The sequence below is a fragment of the Pseudomonas sp. BP8 genome (assembly GCF_017875955.1).
Classification (GTDB): domain Bacteria; phylum Pseudomonadota; class Gammaproteobacteria; order Pseudomonadales; family Pseudomonadaceae; genus Aquipseudomonas.
The window spans coordinates 4,531,995-4,555,187 of the sequence record NZ_JAGINK010000001.1; the positions used below are offsets into that span (position 1 = coordinate 4,531,995).

The window sequence follows — 23,193 nt, forward strand, 5'->3', positions numbered from 1 at the left end:
CCACATCAGGCCAATCTCGATCAGGCCGGTTTCATCACCAACACGCCCAGCGGCGGCAGGTTCAGGGCCAACGACAACGGCTGCCCATGGCTAGGAATAGCCTCACTGGTTACCGCGCCGAGGTTACCCACATTCGACCCGGCATACAGCTCGGCATCACTGTTGAGCAATTCCTGCCAACGCTCTCCAAACGGCACCCCAATCCGGTACCCCTGGCGCGGCACCGGGGTGAAGTTGGCCACCACCAGCAACGGCTCTCCAGCGCTGCTCCAGCGCAACCAGGCAAACACGCTGTTGTGCGCGTCATCGCCAATCAGCCACTGGAAGCCCTGCGGCAGGCAATCCTGCTCATGCAGTGCCGGCAGCTCGCGGTACAGCCGGTTGAGATCACTGACCAGGGTTTTCACCCCCTGGTGCTCGGAATACTGCAACAGGTACCAGTCCAGCTGATGGTCATGGTTCCACTCGCGCCACTGGCCGAACTCGCAGCCCATGAACAGCAGCTTCTTGCCCGGGTGAGTCCACATGAACGTCAGGTACGCACGCAGGTTGGCAAACTTCTGCCAGCGATCACCGGGCATCTTGTCGATCAGCGAGTGTTTGCCGTGCACCACCTCATCATGCGAGATCGGCAGGATGAAGTGCTCGGAGTAGGCATAGATCAGGCCGAAGCTCATCTCGTTATGGTGGTGAGTACGGTGAATCGGGTCGCTCTGGATGTAATGCAAGGTGTCGTGCATCCAACCCATGTTCCACTTGTAGTCAAAGCCCAGGCCGCCCTGCTGGGTCGGCTGGCTGACCCCGGGCCAGGCGGTCGACTCTTCGGCGATGACCAGCGCACCGGGCGCCTCATGGGCGACGACACCATTGAGGTGACGGAGGAAGTCGATCGCTTCGAGGTTCTCGCGCCCGCCATGGCGGTTGGGCACCCACTCGCCCGCCTTGCGTGAATAGTCACGGTAGAGCATCGACGCCACCGCATCGACGCGCAGCCCATCGATGTGGAAGTGCTTGAGCCAGTGCAGCGCCGAGGCCAGCATGAAGCCGCGCACCTCGTTGCGGCCGAGGTTGTAGATCAGCGTGTTCCAGTCCTGGTGGAAACCTTCCAGGGGGTTTTCGTACTCGTACAGGGCGGTACCGTCGAAACGCGCCAGGCCATGCTCATCGGTAGGGAAATGCGCCGGCACCCAGTCGAGGATCACGCCAATGCCACCCTGGTGGCAGGCATCGATGAAGGCGGCGAAGTCTTCTGCCGTGCCGTAGCGAGAAGTCGGCGCAAACAGCGACAACGGTTGGTAGCCCCACGAGCCGCCGAACGGGTGCTCCATGATCGGCAGCATTTCAATGTGGGTGAAGCCCAGCTCCTGCACATACGGCACCAGGCGCTCGGCCAGCTCGCGCCAATTGTAGAAGCGCGCGACTTCACCGCCATCATCCAGCTCGCAGCGCCAGGAGCCGATGTGCAACTCGTAGATCGACAGCGGCGCGTTGTAGGCGTGACGCTGGGCCCGTTGCTCCATCCACTGCTGATCGCGCCACTGGTGCTCGAGTGGGCCGGCCACCTTCGACGCGGTGCTGGGCGGCAACTCGGTGGCGCGGGCGAGTGGGTCGGCCTTGAGCGGCAACACGCCGTCACGGCCGAGCACTTCGAACTTGTACGCTTCACCGACTCCCAGGCGCGGGACGAACAGCTCCCAGACCCCGGCGTTATGGCGCAGGCGCATCGGGTGGCGGCGGCCGTCCCAATTGTTGAAGCCGCCCACCACCGAGACCCGCCGGGCATTCGGCGCCCACACCGAAAACAGCACGCCGTCGATGCCGTCAACCTGAGTCGGCTGCGCACCAAAACGCCCGGCCAGGTCGCGGTGGTTGCCTTCGGCGAACAGGTACATGTCCATGTCACCGAGCTGCGGGCCAAAGCTGTAGGGGTCTTCGGTGACCTGTTCGCCCCCCGCCCAACTGATCTGCAGCTGATAGGCCTGCTCGCGCTCCAGCCGCGCAGTGAACAAGCCTGGCAGGCTGCCCTGTTGCATTTCGACGAGCACGCTGCCGTCATGCCGTGCCAGCAGCCTGGCATTCAGCGCGCCGGGCAGAAACGCCCGGACGAACAGCCCGCCCGCACCATCCGGGTGCGGGCCGAGCACGGCAAATGGATCGGCGTGCTCGGCGCGGGCCAGGGCGTCGATGTCCTGTTGCCGAAGTCCGCCGTTATCACGCGTGGTTGCGTTCATTTATGACTCTCCCCAGGTACTGATCAGTCCATGCAAACCATGCAAAGGCACGGCCAGCCACGTCGGCCGGTTCTCGGCTTCGTAGGTAATCTCGTAGGCGGCTTTTTCCAGGCAGAACAGTTCCAATGCAGCGCGCTCGCCCTCGGCCTGTTGCCAGGCATGGGGCATGGCGGCGGTGGCCAGGCCATAGGCTTCGACGAAGGCGTGGCGCGACTGGTGCAGGTACTGCCGGGCAACCCGCTGGCGAGCCTGGCGCGCCGCGTCGGAGAGGTCTACCGCCGAGGCGCTGCGCAGGATCATCGCAGCAGCATAGTCGAAGGATCGCAACACGCCGCTGACATCCTTGTACGGGCTGTGCTTGGCCCGCCGTTCATCCAGCGGCCGCGCTGGCTCGCCTTCGAAATCGATCAGGTAGGCATCGCCCTGGACCACCAGCACCTGGCCCAGGTGCAAGTCGCCATGCACCCGCATCAACAGGCCACCCTGGGCTTGCCGGGCGAGGTTGTCGATGTGTTTGGCGAGGCCGTCACGTTGTTGCTGGAGGTCGTCGATAACGGCCTGGCTGTCGCTGTCGAGGCTGTCGCGGTGCTGGCCGAGCAGGTCGAGAGCACGGTGCAGGTCGGCGCTGATCTGCTGGCTCCAGCGCTGGCTGTCCTCGGCGTTACTGGTGCGCGGGGTGAACGACTCGTCGGCACTCGGCGCAGCCAGCAGCACGTGCATTTCACCCAGGCGCTGGCCGAGCAACGCGGCAAAACCATTGAGCTCGGCCAGCGCATCGGTATGCGCTTCAAGGTCCTGGCCGTTGGGCTCCATTTCGTCGCGGATCGCCCGCTCCAGGGTGTTCTGGGTCCAGGCCCAGGCATCGCCCTGGTTGCTCAGGTAGCCCTGGGCGATCATCAGCAGGTGTGACTGTTCCTGGCTGTCGACGCGGCTGACCCAGGCCAGCAACGGCGAGATGTTGGCGAAGCCGGCGGCAGTCAGGAACGCGCTCATTTCCAGCTCCGGATGGACACCCGGGTTGACCCGCCGAATCAGTTTGAGCACTACCCGATCAGCGATCACCACCGAGCTGTTGGACTGCTCGGCGCCCAGGTAGCGCACCTCGCTGTCTTCGTTGAGCTCGAGCGGCGCGAGCAATTCGGTGCTTTCAAAGCGCAGCTCACCGGCGCTGCTGGGCAAGCGCGTGCCAGCCTGGCAGTTGCTCAGCACCGCGCGAATGAACGGCTCAAGCACAAAGGCATCGGTGATCAGCCCGACCTGACGGCCGCGGCGCACCCGCGACAGGGCCAACTGCTGCGGCAGCGCGCTGTTGATCTGCTCTTCGGGGAGGAAGCCGAACGGCAACTGGTAATACGTGGCGACACCATCACTGATGACTTCCAGCTCGCTGAGCAACACCGGCGTGGTCGCCGTGGCCAAGCGCACGCCGTAGTGCAGGCGCACCTGATCGAGTGGCCCTTCCTTGCCGGCGAACCAGCGTCGCTTGGGCAGGTATTGCGGCAGGATCGCCTCCTGCAGGGTGTCGACCGCCGGTGCCTCGAGCAGCTCTTCCATGCGTTTGCGCAGCACCAGCGTGGTCAGCTCCGGCAGGCTCTCGCTGGGCTCGATGTGCCAACTGGGCATGCGGTCGCGCGCGGCCAGCACGAACCAGTAGAAGCCGTACGGAGCCAAGGTCAGCAGGAACGGCAACTGGCCGATGGGCGGGAATGCACTGCCGCCGAGCATCTCTACCGGCACCTTGTCGGCATACTGCGACAGCTCGAGCTCGGCAGCCTGGGCCGCACGCGACACGTTGGCCACGCAGAGGATGATCTCGGTATTGCCCTGGGCATCGGTGTACTCGCGGATATAGGCGAGGATGCGCCGGTTGCTCGGCGTGAGCATTTTCAAGGTGCCGCGACCAAACGCTTTTTGCTGGTTGCGCACCGCCAACAAGCGGCGGTTCCAGTTGAGCAGCGAGTGCGGGTCGTGCGACTGCGCCTCGACGTTGACCGTCTGGTAGCCGTACAGCGGGTCCATGATCGGCGGCAGCACCAGGCGCTGCGGGTCGGCCCGGGAGAAACCACCGTTGCGGTCCGGCGACCACTGCATCGGCGTGCGCACGCCATCACGGTCGCCCAGGTAGATGTTGTCGCCCATGCCCAGCTCATCGCCGTAGTACAGGGTTGGCGTGCCCGGCATCGACAGCAGCAGGCTGGTCAGCAGCTCGATACGGCGGCGGTCGCGCTGCAACAGGGGGGCGAGGCGTCGACGGATGCCGAGGTTGATCCGCGCGCGGCGGTCCTCGGCGTAGTAGTTCCAGAGGTAGTCGCGCTCGCGGTCGGTGACCATCTCCAGGGTCAGTTCATCGTGGTTGCGCAAGAAGATCGCCCATTGGCAGTTGGCCGGGATCTCCGGGGTCTGGCGCAGGATATCGGTGATCGGGAAGCGGTCTTCCATGGCCAGGGCCATGTACATGCGCGGCATCAGGGGGAAGTGGAAGGCCATGTGGCATTCGTCGCCCTCGCCTTCGCCGAAATACGGCCGGGTGTCTTCGGGCCATTGGTTGGCTTCGGCCAGGAGCATGCGGTCGGGGTAGTTGGCGTCGATCTCGGCGCGGATCGCCTTGAGCACCACGTGGGTCTCGGGCAGGTTTTCGTTGTTGGTGCCGTCGCGCTCGATCAGGTACGGGATCGCGTCCAGGCGCAGGCCGTCGACACCGATGTCGAGCCAGTAGCGCATGACGTCGATGACCGCCTTGAGCACCTGCGGGTTGTCGAAGTTGAGGTCGGGCTGGTGCGAATAGAAGCGGTGCCAGAAGTACTGGCCGGCGACCGGGTCCCAGGTCCAGTTGGACTTCTCGGTGTCGAGGAAGATGATCCGCGTACCGTCGTATTTCTGATCGTCATCCGACCAGACGTAGAAGTCCCGCGCCTTGCTGCCGCGCTTGGCATGGCGGGCACGCTGGAACCACGGGTGCTGGTCGGAAGTGTGGTTGATGACCAGTTCGGTGATTACCCGCAGGCCGCGTTTGTGTGCCTCGGCGATGAAGCGCTTGGCGTCGGCCATGCTGCCGTAGTCGCTGTGCACGGCTTTGTATTCGGCGATGTCGTAGCCGTCATCACGGCGTGGCGAGGGGTAGAACGGCAACAGCCAGAGGGTGTTGACGCCGAGCTCGGCAATGTAGTCGAGCTTGCTGATCAGGCCGGCGAAATCACCGATGCCGTCATTGTTGGAATCGAAGAAGGACTTGATGTGCAACTGATAGATCACCGCGTCCTTGTACCACAGCGGGTCATCGATGAAAGCTGCCGGGCGGGAACGCTTGGCCATATGCGACTCCTTTCAAGTTTTCTGGGTTGGCGCAACGAGGTTTAGTGGGCTTTTTCGATGCGCCAGATGCCAAACGGCTGGTAAGCGGGGTCGATGCGCATCCACTGGGTCTTGCCGTGCCAGGTCCAGCGATGGCCGTTCATCAGGTCTTCGCCGAGGGTATCGGCATCGTCATCCAGGCCCAGCTCCCACAGCGGCAGTTCAAAGCTCGCTTCCTGCACGTTGTGCGGATCGAGGCTGATGGCGACCAGGATGTAGTTGTCGCGCTCACGCGTGCGCTTGGCGAAATACAGGATGTTGTCGTTCCAGCAGTTGAAGAACGCTACGCCCAGGTGGGTCTGCAGGGCGCGGTTCTGCCGGCGGATGCGGTTGAGCTGGGCGATCTCGGCAACGATGTTGCCGGGGGCCGTGAAATCGCGCGGGCGAATCTCGTACTTTTCCGAGTCGAGATACTCCTCCTTGCCCGGAATCGCCGCCCCTTCGCACAGTTCAAAGCCTGAATACATGCCCCACAGGCCCGAGCCCATGGTCGCCAGCGCGGCGCGGATGAGAAAACCGGCGCGCCCGGAGCGCTGCAGGAAAAACGGGTTGATGTCTGGGGTGTTGACGAAGAAGTTGGGCCGGTAGCACTGGCTCCACGGCGGCTGGTTGAGTTCTTCGAAGTACTCGCGCAGCTCCTGCTTGGTGTTGCGCCAGGTGAAGTAGGTGTAGCTCTGGGCATAGCCGACCTTGCCCAGCCGGGCCATCATCGCCGGCTTGGTGAAGGCCTCGGCAAGAAAGATCACTTCCGGGTGCTGGCTGCGCACATTGGCGATCAGCCATTGCCAGAACGGCAGCGGCTTGGTGTGCGGGTTGTCGACGCGGAAGGTGTTCACGCCCTCTTCGACCCAGCCCACCACCACGTCACGCAGCGCCAGCCACAGCGAGGGCACGGCGTCGGCGGCATAGAAATCGACGTTGACGATGTCCTGGTATTTTTTCGGCGGATTCTCGGCATAGCGGATACTGCCGTCGGGGCGCCAGCTGAACCAGCCGGGGTGTTCGACCAGCCAGGGATGGTCTTGCGAGCACTGGATGGCGAAGTCGAGGGCGATCTCCAGGCCGTGCTCGGCCGCTGCGGCTACCAGTCGACGGAAATCCTCGCGGCTGCCCAGTTGCGGATGGATCGCGTCGTGGCCGCCTTCATGGCTGCCGATGGCGTAGGGGCTGCCCGGGTCATCGGGGCCGGCCTGCAAGGCGTTGTTGCGGCCTTTGCGGTGCTGCTTGCCGATCGGGTGGATGGGCGGGAAGTACAGCACATCAAAGCCCATGTCGCGGATCATCGGCAGACGCTGGTGGACGTCATTGAAGGTGCCGTGGCGCGCGGGGTCGTCAGTGATCGAGCGCGGGAACAACTCATACCAGCTGGCAAACTGCGCGGCCGGGCGGTCGACATCAAGGGGAAATTCGTTGCTGCGGGTGAGGTAGCTGCGGTGCTCGGCCTCGGTCATCAGGCGCGCGGTGTCGGCCTCGAGCAGCAAGGCTACCTGGTCATCCTGGGCAAGCTCGGGCAGCCGCGCCTGAAGGGCCAGGATCTGTTCACGCAGCGGGCCTGTGCTGCGTTCTGCGCCTTTGCCCAGCAGCAGGCGCCCCTCCTCCAACTCGAGCTTGACCTCGACGCCGGCGCTGAACTTCTTCTCCAGGTCGTAGCAGTAGGTGGCGAACGGGTCGATCCAGGCTTCGATGCTGAACAGGTGCAGGCCCAGCTCGACGGGGGTGAACTCAGCCCGCCACAAGTCATTGCCCTCGGCCACCATGGGCAGCGCATGCCAGTGCGGGCTGCGGGCCTGACGCCAATGCAGGACCACCATCAACTGGTCGTGGCCGTCGCTGTAGACCTTGCTGGTGACCTGCACCGGCTGGCCGCTGACGGCCTTGGCGGCGAAGGTGCCGCCGTCGAGCACCGGCATGGTGTCTTCGATCACCAGGCGCGGCGCCAACAGCGCCTGGGACAGGCTGACGACCTGGTCCGGGTGGTCATTGGCCATGGGTACGCTTTCGAAGGGCTCGTTACGAGACATCGGACCTGCTCCCTGTTGGCTTGTGGCGGTAAGGGTTCAGAGCCGTGAGCGACGCGAGGGGTTCAAATAAATTGAGCGAATGGCGCGGACCCTGATCAAAGCCACTACCACCCTCTCAACACCCCAGCGAGGTCAGGCCATGAACATTCCCATTCCACCGGAGACACCCGATCCGAACATCGATGACCCGAGCCTGCCGCCACCCGTGCCGGAAGAAGACCCGGACGAGTTGCCGATCAAGCCGACCATGCCGCCGACCGTGGGCGACCCGCCTAGTCAGGAGCCGCCGGTGAAGGCCTAAGGATAGACAAGGAATCGCCGGCCTTTTGGAATTGCACATGGCTGGAGAATGTTGGGGCTGCTTTGCAGCCCCGGCTTACTCAAGCCAGACGAATATCTCAAAGACCTTGAAAGGCATGGCCGTAAGGGCGAAAGCATCCATCAGCCCCCACCCCAAATGACACCAGTCAACACCCTCCCCTCCCACCAAGCTCTTCGCTACTGATCTCCCGCATGCGGAACTTCTGCACCTTGCCCGTCACCGTCATAGGGTATTCGTCAACGAAGCGGATATGCCGCGGCACCTTGAAGTGTGCGATGCGTGCCTTGCACCAACCCTGCAGTTCCTCGACCGTGGCGCTGTGCCCGGGGTGCAGTTTGATCCAGGCCACAATCTCTTCGCCGTACCTGCTGCACGGAATGCCGATCACCTGCGCATCGGCCACCGCCGGATGGGTATAGAAAAACTCCTCCAGCTCACGCGGATAGATATTCTCACCACCGCGAATGATCATGTCCTTGTTCCGCCCGACAATCCGCACATAGCCCTGCTCGTCCATCACCGCCAGGTCGCCGCTGTGCATCCAGCGCGCCGGGTCGATGGCCTCGAGCGTCGCCTGCGGGTTGTCCCAGTAACCCAGCATCACGCTGTAACCACGCGTGCACAACTCGCCGATCTCACCCCGCGGGACGATGCAGCCCTGCGCGTCCACCAGCTTGGTTTCCAGCTGCGGCTGGGTGCGACCGACCGTGGTCACGCGCAGTTCCAGCGCATCATCAGGCCCGGTCTGCAGCGACACCGGGCTGGTCTCGGTCATGCCGTAGGCAATCTGCACCTGGGCCATGTGCAACTGGGCGATAACCCGGCGCATGACTTCGATCGGGCAGGTCGCGCCGGCCATGATGCCGCTGCGCAGGCTCGACAGGTCGAGGCCGTTGCGTGCGGGGTGGTCGAGCATGGCGATGAACATGGTCGGCACGCCATACAGCAGGCTCGCGCGCTCCTCGGCCACCGCACGCAGGGTCAGCTCGGGGTCGAAGGCGTCGTTGGGGTAGACCATCGTGCTGCCATGGGTGATGCAGCCGAGGTTGGCCATGACCATGCCGAAGCAGTGGTACAGCGGCACCGGGATCACCATGCGGTCGCGCTCGGTCAGGCCGAGGCTCTCGCCGACCATCCAGCCGTTGTTGAGGATGTTGTAGTGGCTGAGCGTGGCGCCCTTGGGCGCACCGGTGGTGCCGGAGGTGTACTGGATGTTCACCGGCTGGTCGAACTGCAGGCTGCGCTGACGCGCAAGGTAAGCCGCCGGGTCGGTCTGCCCGGCCCGCTCGGCCAGTTGCTGCCACGCCAGGAAGCCGACAGGCGGCTGCTCGGCCAAGCTGATTACGCCGCGCAGCTCGGGCAAGGTGGCGCTGGCCCAACTGCCGGGCGCCTGCTCGGCCAAGGCGGGCACCAGCTCGATCAGCATGGCGTGGTAGTCGGAGGTCTTGAACGCATCGGCACAGACCAGCCAGCGGCAGCCCGACTGGCGCAGCACGTAGTCGAGCTCGGCGACCCGGTAGGCCGGGTTGAGGTTGACGAGGATGCTGCCCACCTTGGCGCTGGCCAACTGCAGGATGCACCACTGGGCGCAATTGGGCGCCCAGATACCGACCCGGTCACCCGTGTCGATACCCAAGGCCATCAGGGCGCGGGCATGCCGGTCGACCTCGTCGGCCAGTTGTTGCCAGGTGTAGCGCAAGCCCTGGTGACGCACGACCAATGCCTCGCCGGCGGCGCAGCGGGCCACCGTGGCATCAAAGGCCTGGCCGATGGTCTGCTCGAGCAAAGGCTTGTCCTGGGGGCCTCGGGTGTAACTGGGTTGGCTCATGAGTATCCCTTCTTGTGATTGTTCTGGGCATGACTGCAATACGCGACGGATACTCTGGCGCAGATTAACGTTAACGTAAAGGTGATGCATGGATTGACAGTGCCCAGAGGCAGGTTTACGTTAACGTAAAGGTGATGAGCGCATCGGCTCACGGCACACCACTACCCCTGTAGGAGCGGGCTTGCCCCGCGAAGGCGTAGGCACGGCTGACGGAAATGTCTGACCTGACGCCTTCGCGGGGCAAGCCCGCTCTTACAGGGAAGGCGGTGTTGCCATGAGCTACGGTGTAGTCCAATTTCAAGAACAACAAGGTGCCCCCGCATGCATTACCCCTCCCTGAACTTCGCTTTGGGCGAAACCATCGACATGCTCCGCGACCAGGTGCGCACCTTCGTCGCTGCCGAACTGGCCCCGCGCGCCGCGCAGATCGACCAGGACAACCTGTTCCCCGCCGACATGTGGCGCAAGTTCGGTGACATGGGCCTGCTCGGCGTTACCGTCGCCGAAGCATACGGCGGCGCTGGCCTCGGTTACTTGGCGCATGTGGTGGCGATGGAAGAAATCAGCCGTGGCTCGGCCTCGGTCGCGCTCTCCTACGGCGCGCACTCCAACCTGTGCGTGAACCAGATCAACCGCAATGGCAGCCATGAACAGAAGCTCAAGTACCTGCCCAAGCTGATCAGCGGCGAGCACATCGGCGCACTCGCCATGAGCGAGCCCAACGCCGGTTCCGACGTGGTGTCGATGAAACTGCGCGCGGAAAAACGCGGCGACCGCTACGTGCTCAACGGCAGCAAGACCTGGATCACCAACGGCCCCGACGCCAACACCTACGTGATCTACGCCAAGACCGACCTGGACAAGGGCGCGCATGGCATCACGGCGTTCATCGTCGAGCGTGACTGGAAGGGCTTCAGCCGCAGCAACAAGTTCGACAAGCTGGGCATGCGCGGCTCGAACACCTGCGAGCTGTTTTTCGATGACGTCGAAGTGCCCGAAGAGAACATTCTCGGCCAGCTCAATGGCGGCGTGCGGGTCCTGATGAGCGGGCTGGACTACGAGCGGGTGGTGCTCGCCGGTGGCCCGACCGGGATCATGCAAGCGTGCATGGACCTGGTGGTGCCCTACATTCACGACCGTAAGCAGTTCGGCCAGAGCATCGGCGAGTTCCAGCTGATCCAGGGCAAGATCGCCGACATGTACACCCAGCTCAATGCCAGCCGCGCCTATCTGTATGCCGTGGCGCAGGCCTGCGACCGTGGCGAGACCACGCGCAAGGACGCCGCCGGGGTAATTCTCTACAGCGCCGAGCGCGCCACCCAGATGGCCCTCGAGGCGATCCAGATTCTCGGCGGCAACGGCTACATCAACGAGTTCCCGGCGGGCCGCCTGTTGCGCGACGCCAAGCTCTACGAGATCGGCGCCGGTACCAGCGAAATTCGCCGGATGCTGATCGGCCGCGAACTGTTCAACGAAACCCGCTGAGCACAAGGAACGGGCGCCAATGGCTATCCTGCATACCCAGATCAACCCACGCTCGGCCGAGTTCGCCGCCAATGACGCGGCCATGCTCGAACAAGTCCAGGCCCTGCGCAGCCTGCTCGCCCAGGTCAGCCAGGGCGGCGGCGCGAAGGCTCAGGAGCGGCACACCTCGCGCGGCAAGCTGCTGCCGCGCGAGCGCATCGACCGCCTGCTCGACCCAGGCTCGGCGTTTCTTGAAATCGGCCAGCTGGCCGCCCATGAGGTGTATGGCGAAGACGTGCCCGCCGCAGGCGTGATCGCCGGTATCGGCCGGGTCGAGGGCGTCGAGTGCATGATCGTGGCCAACGATGCCACGGTCAAAGGCGGCTCCTACTACCCGCTGACAGTGAAAAAACACCTGCGTGCACAGACCATCGCCCTGCAGAACCGGCTGCCGTGCATCTACCTGGTGGACTCCGGCGGCGCCAACCTGCCGCGCCAGGATGAAGTGTTCCCCGACCGCGAGCACTTCGGCCGGATCTTCTTCAACCAGGCCAACATGAGCGCCTTGGGTATCCCGCAGATCGCCGTGGTGATGGGCTCGTGCACCGCCGGCGGCGCCTACGTGCCGGCCATGGCCGACGAAGCGATCATGGTCCGTCAGCAGGCGACCATCTTTCTTGCCGGGCCGCCGCTGGTGAAGGCCGCCACCGGTGAAGTGGTCAGCGCCGAGGAGCTCGGCGGTGCCGACGTGCATTGCCGCACCAGCGGCGTCGCCGACCACTATGCCGACAACGACGAGCATGCCCTGGCCCTGGCCCGGCGCAGCGTGGCCAACCTCAACTGGCGCAAGCTCGGCACCCTGCAACGCCAGCCCGCGGCGATGCCGCTGTACCCCGTCGAGGAGCTGTACGGCGTGGTACCGGCCGACGCCAAGCAGCCGTTCGACGTGCGCGAGGTGATCGCGCGCCTGGTCGATGGCTCGCAGTTCGATGAGTTCAAGGCGCTGTTCGGCACCACCCTGGTGTGCGGCTTCGCCCACCTGCACGGTTACCCGGTGGCGATCCTGGGCAACAACGGCATCCTCTTCGCCGAGGCTGCGCAAAAAGGCGCGCACTTTATCGAACTGGCCTGCCAGCGCGGCATTCCGTTGCTGTTCCTGCAGAACATCACCGGCTTCATGGTCGGCAAAAAGTACGAAGAAGGCGGTATCGCCAAGCACGGCGCCAAGCTGGTCACCGCGGTCGCCTGTGCCCAGGTGCCAAAGTTCACCGTGATCATCGGCGGCAGCTTCGGCGCTGGCAACTACGGCATGTGCGGCCGCGCCTACGACCCGCGCTTCTTGTGGATGTGGCCCAACGCGCGGATTGGCGTGATGGGCGCCGAACAGGCGGCCGGGGTGCTGGCGCAGGTCAAGCGTGAGCAGAGCGAGCGCAGCGGCCAGGTGTTCAGCAGCGATGACGAAGCCCGGCTCAAGCAGCCGATCCTTGATCAGTACGAGCGCCAGGGTCACCCCTACTACTCCAGCGCCAGGCTGTGGGACGACGGCGTCATCGACCCGGCACAAACCCGCGACGTGCTCGGCCTGGCGTTGTCTGCCGCGTTGAACGCCCCGATCGAACAGAGCCGCTTCGGCATCTTCCGGATGTGACCCCATGAACGATTTCAGCACCCTTGAACTGATCAGGGACCCTCGCGGTTTCGCCACCTTGTGGCTGAACCGCGCAGACAAGAACAACGCCTTCAACGCCGCAATGATTCGCGAGCTGATCGTCGCCATCGACCAGCTCGCGGCCGACCCCAGCCTGCGTTTTGTCCTGCTGCGCGGCCGCGGCCGGCACTTCAGCGCCGGCGCCGACCTGGCCTGGATGCAGCAGTCGGCGCAGCTGGACTTCAACACCAACCTGGACGACGCCCACGAGCTGGGCGAGCTGATGTACAACCTGCACGGTCTGAAGGTGCCGACCCTGGCGGTGGTGCAAGGCGCAGCCTTTGGTGGCGCCCTGGGCCTGATCAGTTGCTGCGACATGGCCATTGGCAGCGAAGACGCTCAGCTGTGCCTGTCGGAAGTGCGTATCGGTCTGGCCCCGGCGGTGATCAGCCCATTCGTGGTCAAAGCCATCGGCGAGCGCGCCGCCCGCCGCTATGCGCTGACCGCCGAGCGCTTCAGCGGCCTGCGCGCGCGGGAGTTGGGCCTGCTCGCCGAGGCCTACCCGGCCGCCGAGCTCGAGCAACAAGTCGAGGCCTGGATCGACAACCTGTTGCTCAACAGCCCGCAAGCCCTGCGCGCCAGCAAGGAGCTGCTGCGCGAAGTCGGCCATGGCGAGCTGACCGCCGCCGTGCGCCGTTACTGCGAAAACAGCATCGCCCGCATCCGCGTCAGCCCGGAAGGCCAGGAAGGCTTGCGTGCCTTTCTCGAGAAGCGCCGCCCCGCCTGGCAAGACTTTGATAAGGAACCGCGCCCATGAGCACTCCCCCGCTGACCACCTTGCTGGTCGCCAACCGCGGTGAAATCGCCTGCCGGGTCATGCGTACGGCCAAGGCCATGGGACTGACCACGGTCGCCGTGCACAGCGCCATCGACCGCGACGCCCGCCATGCACGCGAGGCCGATGTGCGCGTCGACCTGGGCGGCAGCAAGGCGGCCGAGAGCTATCTGGACATCGCCAAGCTGCTGGCAGCGGCCACGGCCAGCGGCGCCCAGGCCATCCATCCCGGCTATGGCTTTTTATCGGAGAACGCCGGGTTTGCCCGTGCCATTGAAGCTGCCGGGCTGATCTTCCTCGGCCCGCCAGCCAGCGCCATCGACGCCATGGGCAGCAAGTCAGCGGCCAAGGCCCTGATGGAAACCGCCGGCGTGCCGCTGGTGCCCGGCTACCACGGCGCCGCCCAGGACCTGGAGACCTTCCGCGCCGCCGCCGAGCGCATCGGTTACCCGGTATTGCTCAAGGCCAGTGCCGGTGGCGGCGGCAAGGGCATGAAAGTGGTCGAGGACGAGAGCCAACTGGCCGACGCCCTCGCCTCGGCGCAACGTGAAGCGCAGTCGTCGTTTGGCGATGCGCGAATGCTGGTGGAAAAGTACGTACTCAAGCCGCGCCATGTGGAAATCCAGGTGTTTGCCGACCAGCATGGCAACTGCCTGTACCTCAATGAACGCGATTGCTCGATCCAGCGCCGCCACCAGAAGGTGGTCGAGGAAGCGCCGGCGCCAGGGCTCTCGCCGCAGCTGCGCCAGGCCATGGGTGAGGCAGCAGTGCGCGCGGCCCAGGCCATCGGCTATGTCGGTGCCGGCACGGTGGAGTTTTTGCTGGATGCGTGCGGCGAGTTCTTCTTCATGGAGATGAATACCCGCCTGCAAGTAGAACACCCGGTCACCGAAGCGATCACCGGCCTCGACCTGGTCGCCTGGCAGATTCGCGTGGCGCGCGGCGAGCCGCTGCCGATCAACCAGGCGCAGGTGCCGTTGCTGGGCCATGCCATTGAAGTGCGGCTGTACGCCGAAGATCCGGCCAATGAGTTCTTGCCGGCCACCGGCCGCCTGGAGCTGTACCGCGAGTCGACGCCTGGCGAAGGCCGGCGGATCGACAGCGGGGTCAGCGAGGGCGACAGCGTGTCGCCGTTCTACGACCCGATGCTGGGCAAGCTGATCGCCTGGGGCGAGGATCGCGAGCAGGCCCGGTTGCGCTTGCTGGCGATGCTCGATGAGTTTGCCATTGGCGGCGTGAAGAGCAACATCGCCTTCCTCCGGCGGATCCTGGCGCACCCGGCGTTTGCTGCGGCCGAGCTCGATACCGGGTTTATTCCGCGGCATCAGGCGCAGTTGCTGCCCGTGCCTGGCGAGTTGCCGGCCGACTTCTGGCAGGCCGCCGCCGAGGCCTGGTTGCAGAGCCAGCCGGCGCGGGTACGTGAGGATGATCCGGGCTCGCCGTGGGCGGCGCGTGAAGGCTTGCGGCTGGGGCTGCCGGCGCGGAGCAGCCTGCACCTGCACAGTGGCGGACACGATCAGGCGGTGGCGCTTGAGCGCAGTGCGCCGTCACCGCTGCGGCTTGAGGGTGAACAACTGTGTGTCGACCTTGATGGCATGCGCCGTCGGCACCTGGCGGTGCGCCGGGGCGAAACGCTGTACCTGCGTTGGGGCGGCGACACTCATGCGGTGAGCGCATTCGACGCCATTGGCCAGGCACAGGCCAGTCATGGCCATCAGGGCGGGCTGAGTGCACCCATGAACGGCAGTATCGTGCGGGTGCTGGTGGCCCCTGGGCAGGTGGTCGAGGCCGGGACTGCGCTGGTGGTGCTCGAAGCGATGAAGATGGAGCACAGCATTCGCGCACCCGAGGCCGGGACAGTACAGGCGGTGTTCTGTCAGGAGGGGGACATGGTCAGTGAAGGGACGGTGCTGGTTGAGGTCGAATAGCGCCTGACTTGAGCGCGCTGGGACTGCGCAGCAGCCCCAGCAATCTCAAGCCTAGAAAACCCCGTGCACCCGCACCACCACGCCAAGAAACTCACACCCGGCCTCACACAGCACGGTCGGATAACGCGTATTCAATGGCCTGAGCATCCGCTCCCCGCCCTCCTCGATCAGCTGGCGCAGCACCGCTGATTTACCCGGCTGACGCGCAATCACCAACCTCCCAGGCTCAACCTCAAGGCCCGTGTCGACCAGCACCAGCATCCCCTCGGGTACGCTCTTGCCGCTCGGCGCATTCATCGAGTCGTTTTCCACCGGCAACCAGAAGGCGTTGCCCGCCGGCAAGTAGTCGGTCTGCTCTTGCTGTTCGCTGCTGGCCGGCAGCTCACCTTGCAGATCCGCCCAGCGCAGCAGCGGAAACCGAAAGCTGGCATAGCGCAGCGCTTCGGCCGATAGCGGCCGGCCTACACCATAGGTGCCTTGGCTTTCGCGAACCACATCGCGCTCGACCACCATCACCTGCGCACTCAGGTACACCAACCCGAGTGCTTCAAGCTTTTCGTTGATGGTCTTCAAGGTGGGCTTGCGCGTACCCCGCAGCCAATGCCCAACACCACCTTGGGTCATCTGCAGGCGCTCGGCGAGCTTGATCTGACTCAGCTTGTGCTCGCGCTTGTAGCGCGCGAGGAACTCATTCCAGTTTTCCATGCGCAGAACAATACGGACTGTACTAAACCGTTCAATACACATTGTGAATTATCTTGGCAGAGCGAAATAATACAGACTGACCTATGCTCGGGATTCATTATCCTTGAAAGGGAATCGAAGGTAACCAGATGAACTCGCAGAATAACGACGATACAAATCTCGACAGTGAAGCCGCCCGCCGCGCGCTCGACTATTACCTCAACCCCACCCCACCGCGGCCCAACCTCGATAACAAGGTCTGGACGTTGCAACCGGGCGTCTCCGCCAGCGAGGCGCACGACCATGCGCTGGCGTTACTGCGCTGCGCTGCAGCCACTGCGCACGAAACAGCCTGCCATCAAGACGGCATGGCCCGCGAAGTCACGCTCGCGCTGATGCACATGGTCAACATGGCCAGGTCGCTGCTAGAGCACAAGAGGGCAGTTCAATCACAGGAGGTATAGGGAGGTACGTGCTAGCCGACTGACGGCAATGGCCCCGATTGCCGGGACAGAGGAGGTGCACCGGTAAATAATTTTACCGGATTGAACAAATATCATTTGACTGTCAAATGATAACGATTATTATTGCACTCAGCAGGTCGCGAGACCCGCTGGATAACCTGGAGACCTTAGGTCGGACTCTCAGATTATCTCCTCATCAGGCTAATCACGGTTTTTGACCCGGCTTTTTGCCGGGTCTTTTTTTTGGCTCTTCAGGCTAATGAAGAAGGGTTACCGCTTGAATGGCCGCGATGATAGCAAAGGTGTGACATTTGGTGAATGGTTGTTACAGCGTTTTGCGCAAACAGCACTTGAGAATCAATCTCGTTACGATTAAGCTTGCTGCGCATCAGGGAAGATGCCCCCCTACACCTGAGCAAGGAGCAATACATGACCCGCCTGCTGCTGCCCCTTGAACACGCCCATCACGCAGAATCGTCCGCGACCGAGCATGACCTGCTGCACAGCCTCAAGCGCCTGCCGCGGCGCGTGCAGCAAGTGTTTTTGCTTAACCGGCTCGATCAACTGGATTTCGCCAGCCTGGCCGAGCGCCTCGACCTGCCCCTGCTGAGCATCGAACGCCACATGAACCAGGCGCTGCAAACTGCCCGCCCGCGTGGTGATGCGCTGGCCAACGTGGCCGGCCAGTGGTACGTGCGCTTGCAGAGCCCGTTGGTAACCGCCAGCGAGCGGATTGATTTTCGCCGCTGGCTGGATGCTGCGCCCGAGCACCTGCAGGCCTTCCACGACACCGAACTGCGCTGGCGCAGCCTGCTTGCCCCGGCACGCCAGTTGGGCCATGACGGCTGGTACCGGCAAGGTCGGGCCGCGTTGTCGCTGGGAGGGTGTTCGCTAGCCGTCAGCCTGGGCGTCGCCGCCCTGCTCGCCTTGGCTTACTGGGCCTGAGCCAGCGGCAATATCGCCTGCTGCGCCCCATCGCCGGCGCAGGGGTGTAGAGTAACGTCACAACAAAAGCCACAGGAGCCTGGCGATGACCGTGACGCTGTCCCCCCTGCAGATCGACTGCGATTTCGATTCCGGCAATATCCAGGTACTGGACGCCAGCGACCCGCGCCGGGTGCACCTGGCCATCCGCCCGGATAGCCACAGTGACCACTTCCAGTGGTTCCACTTCAAGGTCGACGGCCTGACTACCGGCCAGACCCATCGCTTCAGCCTCGACAATGTTGGCCAGTCTTCCTACAAGAATGCCTGGCACGGCTATCAGGCGGTGGCCTCCTACGACCAGAAACGCTGGTTCCGCGTCGCCAGTCAGTTCGACGGCCAGGCGCTGCTGTTCGAGTTGAACGCCGAGCAGCCGCAGGCGTGGTTCGCCTATTTCGAGCCCTACCCGCGCGCGCGGCATAACCAGTTGATCGAACGCGCCCGGCAGTTGCCCGGGGTTGAACTGCTGGCCGGCGGTCGCAGTGTGCAGGGCCGTGACATCCCGCTGTTGCGCGCCGGCGATGGCGCTGCGGGCAAGCGTAAGCTGTGGCTGATCGCCCAGCAGCACCCCGGCGAACACATGGCGCAATGGTTCATGGAAGGCGTGATCGATCGCCTCGAAGGCAACGATGCGACAGTCCAGGCGCTGCTGGCCAAGGCCGATCTGTACCTGATCCCCAACATGAACCCCGACGGCGCCTTTCTTGGCCATTTGCGCACCAACTTCAAGGGCAAGGACCTCAACCGCGCCTGGCAGGACGCCAGTGTCGAATTCAGCCCCGAGGTGTTCTTCGCCCAGGCGCAGATGAAGCAGTACGGCGTGGATGCGTTCATCGACGTGCATGGTGATGAAGAGATCCCGCATGTATTCACCGCGGCGTGTGAAGGTAATCCGGGCTACAGCCCGCGGATTGAGAAGCTCGAAGAGCAGTTTCGCCGCACGTTGTGCAGCGTGACCGCAGACTTTCAAACGGTGCATGGCTATACCCGCGACCAGCCGGGGCAGGCCAACATGACCCTGGCTTGCAATGCCGTGGGCCAGGCGTATGACTGCTTGTCGCTGACCCTGGAGATGCCGTTCAAGGACCATGACGATGCGCCCAATGCGCTGACCGGCTGGTCTGGCGAGCGCTCGAAGGCGTTGGCGGGGGCGGTGTTGGAAACCTTGGCGAAAATGGTTGGCGATTTGCGCTGACAGTTCCGGCCTCTTCGCGGGGCAAGCCCGCTCCTACAGGTCCTGCGAAGAGGTCGGCACAGCTATATACCTATCCTTAGAACTGCACATCCAGGATTACGCTATCGGTATACGTCGCCGCTGGCGGTGTGGCCTGGTCGGTGTAGACCTTGGCGTTATAGTTGAACACCTGGCTGCCCGTCCCCGTCCCGGGCCCAGGGTTCACATTGGCATCGCTGCTCGCCCGCCTGGCACTGCTGAGCGATCCCCAGCGTACCGCCCCGGCACTCTTGAAAATGTCATAGGCCAGGTAGTTGTTGGCCGCCGACTTCATCCGCCGCCTGCCCGCCGCGCCGTTCTGCCCATCGTCCAACCCCACCGTGTAGTTACTGCCCTTGGTGCAGGAGATGTTGATGCTCTGGCTCACCGTGCCAAAACCACTCACCACCGGCGCACTGTTGAAGACGATGTTGGGTGTGGTGATCTGACAGTCGTTGGTCACCGTCAGGGTGACCAACAGGGTACGGCTACCAAAGCCTTGATCGCGACCAACGCAGATGGAGCCGATCCCGATCCCTGAGCAGTAGTTCCACACCCAGCCCACGTTCAGTGTCTCCTGGTATACGCCCGCGGCGACATTTGCGCCGATGCTGGTGCGCAGGTAGATCGGCACGGTCTTGGGCGTTGTGCCGTTGAGCAATCCGAGCAGGTCCAGGATGCCATTGCGGGCGAAGTCAAAGGCAACCCCCCGGGTAATCGGAAAGCTGGTGCTGTTATTGGCATACAGCGTGTACGGGATGACATCGCCGCTGGGCCCAACCAGGCCGTTGCTACCGGTGGCCGAACTGATGGTGGCGTAGAAGTGATCGTTGGCGCTCAGCAGGCTCAACAAGGATCCGGTGCACTGCAACCCCGCATTCAGGCTGGAGGCGCTCTGCACTGTGCTGCGGACCAAGGTCGAGTTGACCGTGCCGAAGCTCACCGGACTGGTATCGACCATGTTGCACAGCCCCCACGACGGCCCAGCCACTAGCAGACCAAGCAGCGCCAAGCCCTGACCAAGGCGCTTCATTGGCACACCAGCGGGCCGATCAGCGGGATCGGCCCCTGCCCTTCAGGCAGGTCGAATTCGACCTGGCACTGGCCACCCTCCGCGACCTGCACGCGCAGGCGGTTGTGCGCCGAGAGATTCTCCAGGTAGACCAACCCGTCCCAGCCCACCACGGCCTGGCTGCCGCTCTCTTCGTGGGTGACCTGGCTGCCCAGTTTGAGCACCTGCTGATTGCCGTCGACCAGGACAATACTCGCCGCCAGCACCTGCTTGAGGGGGAATTCGAGCAGGTAACCACTGCCTCGGCGCACCGCCACCCGTTGTTCGACTTGCGGCGCGAGAATGTCGGCCGCCAGCTCCATCGGGTCGATCTCGTATTTGCCGCGGTAGTAGCCGCTGCTGTAGGGCACCAGCAAGTGACCGTTGCTGTCGGTTCGGCCCACGATCTGATTCTCGTAGCGCACCGGCACATCGGCATAGCCGCCGGTACTGACCACGACGAACGCATCGTCGATGCGGTTGGCCGCAAATACTCCGGCGTCCATCCATACCAGCGACCCCGTCGCATCTGCCCAACGGGTCATCGCACCGCTGCTGCCATAAGCCCCAGCCTGCAACTGCACCGACTGCAAGCGCCAGGTAACGTCGGCCTGGCGATACGCCTCGCGGTCGCCATCGGCATAACCCAGGTTGAACCCTACACCCCCGCCTACCGGCGCCGAGCGGCTGTAGTTGACCCGCTGCTGGCGCTCGCCACTCTTGCTGCGCTCCATGCTCAAGGCCAGGCTGCCGAGCAGGTCGAAAGGGATCACCAGTTGCGCCTGCATTGCCCACTGGCTGTCACCGATCTCCCGATTGGCTGACAGGTACAGGCTGCTGGCGCCCCACAAAGGCTTGCTCCAGCTCAGGTTGAGCAGCCGGGTGCGCGAGCCATCGCCGGCGCTGACGTCGAAATAGCCGGCGCCCAGGCTGCCGTAGCGGTCCAGGTTGAGGCTGAGGGTGACCTGCTCACTGCGCTCGGAAAGGAGCATGTCGGGGGTGTCTACCCGAGACAGGTCGGCATAGTCGCCATGGCGTTGCAGGCGTTGATAACTGAAGCCCAGGCGCTGGCTGTTGTATTGATAACCAAACGCCAGCTGCTGGCCCTTCTCGCCGTCAAAGCTGCTCTGCGTCACCGCGGCGTTGAGCACGCCAAAGGTACCCAGGCGCAGGTTGCCGCCCAAGCCGCCCAGCATCAGGCCCTCGGCCGCTTCGGCGTGGGTCTCGACGGTGAAACTGTCGCTCAGACCGTAGCGCAGGCTGCCCGAGGTAACCCCCGGGCCGTAGCTGAAGTCGCGCACGGCGTAGTCGCGGCGCAGGCTGCCGGCGGCCACGGAAAAGTCGCTCAGGCCCTCGGCCAGCAAGCTGCTGGTGACATAGAACGGCAAGGTGGTCGAGACCTGTCGGCCCAAGGCATCGGTGGTGACCACCACGGCCTCGCCGGCGCCGTTGATGAACGGCACGTTGGTCAGGGTGTAAGGCCCTGGCTGCAGTTCGGTGGTGCTGCTCTTGTAGCCATTGATGAACAGGTCGAGCGAGGTCGGCACCGCCGCTTCGCCGGCGAACGCCGGCAGTGGATAGGTGACCAGGTCAGGCCGCGCGCCAAAGTCGCGTGACAGTTGCAACCCGCCAATGCGCACCGAGCCGCTCCAGGGCAATGCGTCGGTGATCACATCGCCCGCCTCAAAGGTCAGCAGGCGCTGTTCGTCGGTATAGCGCCAGGTGCTGTCGTAACGCAGGAAGCCCTCGCGGGTACCGCTGTCGGGGGCGCTATTGAACGACTGCCGCCATTGCCCGGTGGTGGTGAAAGTGCCCCAGCTGTCGAACAGCCGCAGCTCGTTCCAGGCGGCCAGATAACTGCCGCCTTCGTCGGTGTCGTTCAGGTACAGGTCGTAGTTGAACAGCGCGCCAAAGCTGCTCTGCGCGTCGCTGGCCGGGTACAGGGTGCGCTCACCCACCTGCTGGCCGGGCAGCCAGGCTGCCGGCACCTGCAATAACAGGCGCTGGTTCTGGCTGTCGTAATCGGCATGCATGGCCGGGAAGGCATCCACGGCCAGCTCACCCTGAGGCTCTCCCGGCAGGCTGATGCCGGCAGCGCGCAAGACGTCGCTGTCAATGAACAGCCGGCCGGCACGCTGCTGCACAGGGACCAGTTCAGCCTTGCGCATCTGGTTCACCAACAGATCGAGGTACAGCGTGGCATCGGCGATGGCTGCCGATTCGCCCGGTGGCGGCGGCAGGTTGTCGGCCACGGCCATGCCCGGCCCTAGCATCAGCAAGCCCAGCCACACCTGGCGTGTCGCCAGCAACAGTCCTTTCACACACGGCTTCCAGCCATTGTCGGGTCCTCCATGGGCCCTGACGTCAATTCAGAGGTGTCTCAACGCCCCGCGCTGATCGCCTGGGCAGTGTCCTGGCCGTTGACCCGGCCCTTGAGTACGCTGGCCGGACTGAGCGCAGTCGGTGCCGGCCAGCGCATGCTTGCCCCCGGCAAGACATAACCGAGCAAGCCCTCCACCACGGGTTTTTCCTGGCTACCTTGTTGCAGCACCACATCGGTCAAGCGCGCATGGACCGGGCCGGTGTTGCGCAGCTCGACATAGGGTTTGCCCTGCACCGTCACCGGGCGCCAGCTCAGCTGCGGCTTGCCGACTCCATCGGCACTGCGTTTGCCAGCCGGGTCAGGCTTGCCCCACAGGCCCTCGCCGTAGACAAACAGCGGCACCGAGTAGCGCATCTGCAGGCGAATCGCTGCCATCGGTGCCTGGCTGCCGGCGTCGGCCGGTATCGGTGAGGGAATCTCGTCGATGATGATGCGATAGGCCTGCTCTTGGCCGGCAGGCGCAACGCCGGTGCGGGTTAGCCTGATCAGCTGCTTTTGCCCCGGGGCAATGTTGGCAACCGGCGGGCTGCCGATGATTTCCCGTTGCGCCTGGAACTGCTCTTCGAACTCGCCCTGGCGCCAGGCAAACACCCGCACCTGAAGGTTGGCGGGCGTCGAGCCACGGTTTTCCAGCCACAGCGCGCCGGCCTTCTGGTCGGCCTCAAGCACCGGGTCGATCGGCCAGATCAGCACCGACGTTGCCGCCCCCGCTGGCAGGCTTGCCAGCCACAGTAAACCGATCATTGCTTGCGCCCACTTCGCGCGTGCCCACATGCCGCTCTCCTT

At 64.2% G+C, this 23,193-nt stretch carries 16 protein-coding genes; 8 read left to right on the top strand and 8 right to left on the bottom strand.

Going from position 1 to position 23,193, the window contains the following annotated elements:
• Positions 1-20 precede the first annotated feature (20 nt).
• From glgB to J3B00_RS19875, 3 genes are read right to left on the bottom strand one after another with little or no spacing between them, the layout of a single operon-like run.
• Positions 21-2,231 carry a 1,4-alpha-glucan branching protein GlgB gene (gene glgB / locus J3B00_RS19865; RefSeq protein WP_209870704.1) on the bottom strand — a complete coding sequence of 737 codons (2,211 nt, stop codon included), beginning with the start codon at positions 2,229-2,231 and terminating at the stop codon, positions 21-23.
• A complete protein-coding gene (gene treS / locus J3B00_RS19870; RefSeq protein ID WP_209870707.1) occupies positions 2,232-5,543 on the bottom strand; it encodes a maltose alpha-D-glucosyltransferase in 3,312 nt (1,103 codons plus the stop codon). It lies immediately after the preceding gene.
• A gap of 41 nt (positions 5,544-5,584) precedes the next feature.
• Entirely contained in the window at positions 5,585-7,603 is a 2,019-nt protein-coding gene (locus J3B00_RS19875; RefSeq protein ID WP_209870711.1) for an alpha-1,4-glucan--maltose-1-phosphate maltosyltransferase, read from the bottom strand.
• A 139-nt stretch (positions 7,604-7,742) separates the two neighbouring features.
• On the opposite strand from J3B00_RS19875, the gene J3B00_RS19880 reads away from it, so the two are divergent.
• The gene (locus J3B00_RS19880) at positions 7,743-7,904 is read left to right on the top strand and encodes a hypothetical protein (RefSeq protein WP_162838450.1); all 162 of its coding nucleotides are present in this window, start codon (positions 7,743-7,745) and stop codon (positions 7,902-7,904) included.
• Between the two features lie 166 nt (positions 7,905-8,070).
• Here J3B00_RS19880 and J3B00_RS19885 read toward each other — a convergent pair whose 3' ends face one another.
• Positions 8,071-9,753: an AMP-binding protein gene (locus J3B00_RS19885; protein ID WP_209870714.1), complete on the bottom strand. Its 1,683-nt coding sequence runs from the start codon at positions 9,751-9,753 to the stop codon at positions 8,071-8,073.
• Between the two features lie 321 nt (positions 9,754-10,074).
• On the opposite strand from J3B00_RS19885, the gene J3B00_RS19890 reads away from it, so the two are divergent.
• From J3B00_RS19890 to J3B00_RS19905, 4 genes are read left to right on the top strand one after another with little or no spacing between them, the layout of a single operon-like run.
• Entirely contained in the window at positions 10,075-11,238 is a 1,164-nt protein-coding gene (locus J3B00_RS19890) for an isovaleryl-CoA dehydrogenase (RefSeq protein ID WP_209870717.1), read from the top strand.
• A gap of 19 nt (positions 11,239-11,257) precedes the next feature.
• On the top strand, positions 11,258-12,865 hold the full coding sequence (locus J3B00_RS19895; RefSeq protein ID WP_209870720.1) for a carboxyl transferase domain-containing protein: 1,608 nt from the start codon (positions 11,258-11,260) through the stop codon (positions 12,863-12,865).
• Positions 12,866-12,869: 4 nt separating this feature from the next.
• Entirely contained in the window at positions 12,870-13,682 is an 813-nt protein-coding gene (locus J3B00_RS19900; RefSeq protein ID WP_209870723.1) for a gamma-carboxygeranoyl-CoA hydratase, read from the top strand.
• Entirely contained in the window at positions 13,679-15,628 is a 1,950-nt protein-coding gene (locus tag J3B00_RS19905; RefSeq protein WP_209870728.1) for an acetyl/propionyl/methylcrotonyl-CoA carboxylase subunit alpha, read from the top strand. Before J3B00_RS19900 ends, J3B00_RS19905 begins: the two co-directional genes overlap by 4 nt.
• A 51-nt stretch (positions 15,629-15,679) precedes the next feature.
• Here J3B00_RS19905 and J3B00_RS19910 read toward each other — a convergent pair whose 3' ends face one another.
• A complete protein-coding gene (locus J3B00_RS19910; RefSeq protein ID WP_209870731.1) occupies positions 15,680-16,333 on the bottom strand; it encodes a S24 family peptidase in 654 nt (217 codons plus the stop codon).
• 128 nt (positions 16,334-16,461) lie between these two features.
• Between J3B00_RS19910 and J3B00_RS19915 the strand changes: the two genes are divergently transcribed.
• The 3 genes from J3B00_RS19915 (at position 16,462) to J3B00_RS19925 (ending at position 18,955) form a co-directional block, all read left to right on the top strand.
• The gene (locus J3B00_RS19915) at positions 16,462-16,776 is read left to right on the top strand and encodes a hypothetical protein (protein ID WP_209870735.1); all 315 of its coding nucleotides are present in this window, start codon (positions 16,462-16,464) and stop codon (positions 16,774-16,776) included.
• 429 nt (positions 16,777-17,205) lie between these two features.
• Complete coding sequence (locus J3B00_RS19920) at positions 17,206-17,721, top strand: DUF4880 domain-containing protein (RefSeq protein ID WP_209870738.1); 516 nt, start codon at positions 17,206-17,208, stop codon at positions 17,719-17,721.
• Between the two features lie 85 nt (positions 17,722-17,806).
• The gene (locus J3B00_RS19925; RefSeq protein ID WP_209870742.1) at positions 17,807-18,955 is read left to right on the top strand and encodes a M14-type cytosolic carboxypeptidase; all 1,149 of its coding nucleotides are present in this window, start codon (positions 17,807-17,809) and stop codon (positions 18,953-18,955) included.
• A gap of 76 nt (positions 18,956-19,031) precedes the next feature.
• On the opposite strand, the gene J3B00_RS19930 is transcribed toward J3B00_RS19925, so the two are convergent.
• The 3 genes from J3B00_RS19930 to J3B00_RS19940 form a co-directional block, all read right to left on the bottom strand.
• Positions 19,032-20,006 carry a spore coat U domain-containing protein gene (locus tag J3B00_RS19930; RefSeq protein WP_209870744.1) on the bottom strand — a complete coding sequence of 325 codons (975 nt, stop codon included), beginning with the start codon at positions 20,004-20,006 and terminating at the stop codon, positions 19,032-19,034.
• Positions 20,003-22,297 carry a fimbria/pilus outer membrane usher protein gene (locus tag J3B00_RS19935; protein WP_209875010.1) on the bottom strand — a complete coding sequence of 765 codons (2,295 nt, stop codon included), beginning with the start codon at positions 22,295-22,297 and terminating at the stop codon, positions 20,003-20,005. Before J3B00_RS19935 ends, J3B00_RS19930 begins: the two co-directional genes overlap by 4 nt.
• Before the next feature lie 107 nt (positions 22,298-22,404).
• Positions 22,405-23,181: a molecular chaperone gene (locus J3B00_RS19940; RefSeq protein WP_209870747.1), complete on the bottom strand. Its 777-nt coding sequence runs from the start codon at positions 23,179-23,181 to the stop codon at positions 22,405-22,407.
• Between the last annotated feature and the right edge of the window lie 12 nt (positions 23,182-23,193).